This window comes from Vibrio sp. A1-1, from assembly GCF_021728175.1.
Lineage (GTDB): Bacteria > Pseudomonadota > Gammaproteobacteria > Enterobacterales > Vibrionaceae > Vibrio > Vibrio diabolicus.
In genome coordinates this window covers 1-4,393 of the sequence record NZ_JAKKCL010000040.1, presented here as the reverse complement: position 1 = coordinate 4,393, position 4,393 = coordinate 1, and the positions used below count along the sequence as shown (strand labels likewise).

Here is a 4,393-nt window from a genome sequence, read left to right as displayed (position 1 = left end):
AAGGCGAAAACTGTGAAGGTGAGCAGGTGAACACTTATGTGAAAGCCGTGTGAGGGAAAACCTCATGCACGGAATTGAAGAGGGGTTGCTGGATAAGAGTTGATTCGAAGCCAGTGACCTACTCTACATAATACGTTTTTTCTTGTTTGTCATGATTCACCTCGTTAGTGATTTTACTTACTTAACTCAGGGTCCAAGATAGCTGGTGCGACTCAGTAATGGCGAGGTCGCTGAATTGACGAGGCCTGCCGCTCTTGTTCTGTTTGCTTTGCTTCCATTCGCTTATAACTTCTTTATCAATCCAGAAAGCGAGTGAACCACGATTGATTAGGACTTTATTGTAATGTTTTCAGTTAGTTGTTGTGTAACGAGGCTTCTGCATAAGACTAGGGTGATCAACTGTGTTGCCGCACAGCTCATCACCTCTTGCCTTAGTTTCATCGAGTTACGTAATAAAGCCTTCAACATAGACCACACTAAAGCATTCTTGATTTTAAATGCTCAATAAGCTATCTGTTAATTTACGGTCAACTTAATGTCAATATAATGACAGTGTGTTTGAAGGTGATAAATAACATTAAATATCATGGCTAATAATAGGAAGCTGGTTGCTTAGGTTTTAAGAGGTGATTAATCTTGTGCTTAAAAAAATTTAAAAAGGTGTAGTGAGACATGGATTTTAAAAGTAGCATTTCAAATAGTATTTTTTTGCATCCTATTTACTCCAGTGAAACTGGAGACGTGGCTTTCTCTGAGGTTTTATACACTATACCTGATGGATATTATGAGGAGCAGTTTTTAGATATGACTGTATCCGATGAAATAATAATGGAGTCTGCATTAAATATTGTTAAAAAACTTCAAAAAAATAAAAAAAACAAATTTAGTATTAATATTACTGCAAATATATTGTTGAGTGATGAATTCATAACGAGAATTTCTTTATTTAATAACAAAAATTTAGTGATAGAAGTTAATGAAATAGAAAATAATATGCTACCTGACTTGTATCTATCAATAAAAAAACTCAAGGAGTATGGAATTGAATTTTGCTTAGACTCTTTTTGTCATAAAGATGAAACTTTTAATCAATGTTTAGGTTATATAGATTGGGATTATATTAAAATAGACAAAAAGTACTCATTTAACGATTTAGAAAATCATGTAGCACAAATTTTAATTCCATTTTGTAACGTTGGCGTAATTATTGATGGCGTTGACTCAAGCATAAAACAATATTCAAAAAGTTCTAACAAAATATATTATCAGGGATATTATAAAAATCCACCGAAAAGGTTTGCATCATGAAATCAGTTAAAGTTAAACCTTGTAAATTAGGCGCTTACTTCAATAAGAATGAACATATTATCCAGATTGAAGGAGGGAGTGGCGCTGTATCGTATAACGGGTTTTCATGTATATTTCAACCAGGTGATTACCTTTATCTTCCGAAAGGGGAAGTTATTCATTATTCTTTAGAAGAAGAAATAGTAGAGCTTAAAGTAATATCATTCAGTCATTTAAAGCAAATCATGTCCAAGCGTGATTATTATATTTATTTAAAAACAAAGAACGATTTAGAGCTATCATCAATATATTATAAAAATTATCTGTTAGACCTGATTAAAAAAGATCTTTTCTTGCCCAAGATAAAATCAGATGAACTAAAATTAGAAAAAATAAGAGAGTGTATAAAGAAACATCCAAGAATAAACTGGAATATTGATAAGCTTTGTCAAAGGTCAAATTTAAGTATTAGAGATGTTAAATTAGTTTTGTCTAAGCTAAATGTGACAATGTCAGAATTAGTGATTAAAGTTAAAATTGAAAACTCAGTGGAACCATTATTATCTACAGAAAGCGTTGTTACAACTTCGAAATTATTAGGTTTTTCCAGTAGTTCTTTTTTTATAAAAAAGTTTAAAATTGTTTATGGAATGACTCCAAAAACTTTCATTAATTTATTTAAAAAAAGCTAATATCAATATGTCAGTGATTAATAATAAGATTTCACGTATTAATTTATCCGTTTATACCCGTGAACAATGAAGGTGCTTGATTTTCGATAAAATCAGGATCATGCTACGCATTATGAAAATGACACTGACTCCTCAACAGAAACAGCAACTCGAACAGATGCACGACTCTACTCGTGATGCTCGAGTATGTGACCGTATAAAAGCGGTATTACTTGCGTCTGAAGGTTGGAGTCAGCCCATGATTGCTCAAGCTCTTCGTATCCATGAATCCACGGCTGCACGCCATCTTAGTGACTACGTGCTTTCAGAAAAGCTGAAGCCTGAAAATGGGGGCAGCCAAAGCAAGCTTTCTGATACCCAAACGACACATCTTATCGAGCATTTAACTGAGAAGACTTATTCCCACACTCATCAAATTGTGTCATACGTTAAAGAGGCATTTGGACTTGATTACACGGTTTCAGGTATGAACAAATGGCTTCATCACCATGGTTTTAGTTACAAGCAACCGAAAGGCGTACCACATAAGTTCGATGAGGAAAAACAGCAAGCGTTCATAGAGGCTTACGAAGCACTTAAAACGAGTTGTGGTGAGGGCGAATCAATAGTCTTTATAGACGCAGTTCACCCGACATTATCGACAAAGATATCGCATGGTTGGATACGCACCGGTCAAGATAAAGTGATTGAAACAACAGGCAATCGCAGCCGATTGAACATTATTAGTGAGCTAAACCTGTCGGATATTGGGGCGACCATTGTTAGCGATTACGAAAGCATTAACAGTGAAAATGTTGTTCGCTTTTTTTGTAAGCTCAGAGAGAGCTATCCGTTAAATCATAAACTGCACATCATCTTAGATGGTGCCGGGTATCACCGCAGTGATTTGGTCAAAGATGCCGCATTTGTTCTTAACATTGAGCTGCATTACCTTCCCTCTTACAGCCCAAACTTTAACCCAATTGAGCGGCTTTGGAAGGTCATGAACGAGCAGTCGAGGAACAACGTTTACTTCAAAAATCAACGAGACTTTAAGAAAGCCATCGACCAATTTTTTGATGTGACTCTTCCAGAGATCGCAGGCTCATTGACGTCTCGAATCAATGATAATTTTCAGGTACTCAAGCCTGCATCTTCAAGTTGATTGGGTATAGAATATAAAATTGTTATAGAAGGGATAGAAAGCATTGCGCAACATGATCATTTGATAGAAATAAATGACTGTATATTTGTTCAAGGTTTTTTATATGGAAAACCAGAAAGTATGAAATCTATTATAAATAAATTCCTTGTTAAAAATAATGTATTAATGGAAGAGGTTTAGATGAAGTGTAGAAACTGTTCTAGTTTTGGATGCTATAGAATAGAAAGAAAATTTATAGAGAAAATTATAATCAAGAAAAAATTCCTTTGTAAAGATTGTGGATTTATCTTTAAAGACTATAGGTTTTTCATTAAATTTACACAAAAAGGTTAAATACAATTAATTTAAATCATTATATTTGAAAGTTTCATTAAAAATACTGAAATCAAATTTTAACTTATCAAATCGACTAATAAATTAAGACAATATCATATTTTTATTTGACTTGATATTGTCCCCGAATTCAACTGCGAAGTGGTTTTGTTGCTTAATTCGATGAAAAGACATGGTAGCCCCATATTGTTCAGTTCTTAAACAACAGAAGTGGTCCCCGATTTTCGGACATGACTTTAAGTGATTGATCTGTTTTGATAGTACCCAGAAAGTAACTATTCACCCGCAAGGTCTTGACAGCAAAGTTATGTGACTGAGTTAACTTGATCCCACATCCAATTTGAGTGATCTTTTCGTGGTGGCAATCTGGTGGTATGAATAAGAAAACATTACCTCCACCGCCAGATTTCGATTCGCCTGAAGAGGCGAAAGACATCATCCACTTTTTATGGAATAAGCTGGCAGAGCTTGAAGACCGACTAAATCAAAATAGTCGAAACTCTTCTGTGCCATCATCCCAACAACCCCTTCATAATAAAGCAAAGAATACCTCTCCGAACCGGAAGACATCTGGAAAAAAGCAAGGAGCTCAACCAGGTCATAAAGGCTATCGCCGTCTACTTCATCCTATTGAAGACAGTGACTCGGTTGAGCAATACTTACCGAACAAGATATGCCATTGCGGCGGGTGTGTTATTCCAAATCGAAAACCTTATAAACGACACCAGATTTTCGATTTGCCCGATATCTCTTACACACTTGTTGAGCATCAAGTCTTTAAAGGCGAGTGCTCATGGTGTGGTGATAAACCCGTCATTCCGCAGCCAATTTCAGAATTAAAACAATGTGATCCAGTGATCGTTTACAAATGTTAGTGCGACAGACCTCTTGACCGCGATCCCCAGTTTTGATCTATTACTGTTATTTAACGGTCACT

At 35.3% G+C, this 4,393-nt stretch carries 4 protein-coding genes and 1 pseudogene; 4 read left to right on the top strand and 1 reads right to left on the bottom strand.

The genetic code is table 11. The features are described from left to right. Nucleotides 1-208 precede the first annotated feature (208 nt). A pseudogene (locus L3V30_RS23800) lies at nt 209-328 on the bottom strand (transposase); the annotation flags it as partial. A gap of 344 nt (nt 329-672) precedes the next feature. On the opposite strand from L3V30_RS23800, the gene L3V30_RS23795 reads away from it, so the two are divergent. The 4 genes from L3V30_RS23795 (at nt 673) to L3V30_RS23780 (ending at nt 4,331) form a co-directional block, all read left to right on the top strand. Then, nucleotides 673-1,308: an EAL domain-containing protein gene (locus L3V30_RS23795; protein ID WP_237310121.1), complete on the top strand. Its 636-nt coding sequence runs from the start codon at nt 673-675 to the stop codon at nt 1,306-1,308. After that, nucleotides 1,305-1,979 (top strand): AraC family transcriptional regulator, encoded by a 675-nt coding sequence (locus tag L3V30_RS23790; protein WP_237310119.1) that lies wholly within the window; start codon nt 1,305-1,307, stop codon nt 1,977-1,979. The genes L3V30_RS23795 and L3V30_RS23790 overlap by 4 nt, the downstream gene beginning before the upstream one ends. A gap of 112 nt (nt 1,980-2,091) precedes the next feature. Beyond that, entirely contained in the window at nt 2,092-3,123 is a 1,032-nt protein-coding gene (locus L3V30_RS23785) for an IS630 family transposase (protein ID WP_237310123.1), read from the top strand. 707 nt (nt 3,124-3,830) lie between these two features. Next, entirely contained in the window at nt 3,831-4,331 is a 501-nt protein-coding gene (locus L3V30_RS23780) for a DUF6444 domain-containing protein (RefSeq protein ID WP_237310116.1), read from the top strand. Nucleotides 4,332-4,393 lie beyond the last annotated feature (62 nt).

Coding starts and splice junctions, on each gene's coding strand:
- L3V30_RS23795 (WP_237310121.1), top strand. CDS start 673: ATGGATTTTAAAAGTAGCATTTCAAATAGTATTTTTTTGCATCCTATT.
- L3V30_RS23790 (WP_237310119.1), top strand. CDS start 1,305: ATGAAATCAGTTAAAGTTAAACCTTGTAAATTAGGCGCTTACTTCAAT.
- L3V30_RS23785 (WP_237310123.1), top strand. CDS start 2,092: ATGAAAATGACACTGACTCCTCAACAGAAACAGCAACTCGAACAGATG.
- L3V30_RS23780 (WP_237310116.1), top strand. CDS start 3,831: ATGAATAAGAAAACATTACCTCCACCGCCAGATTTCGATTCGCCTGAA.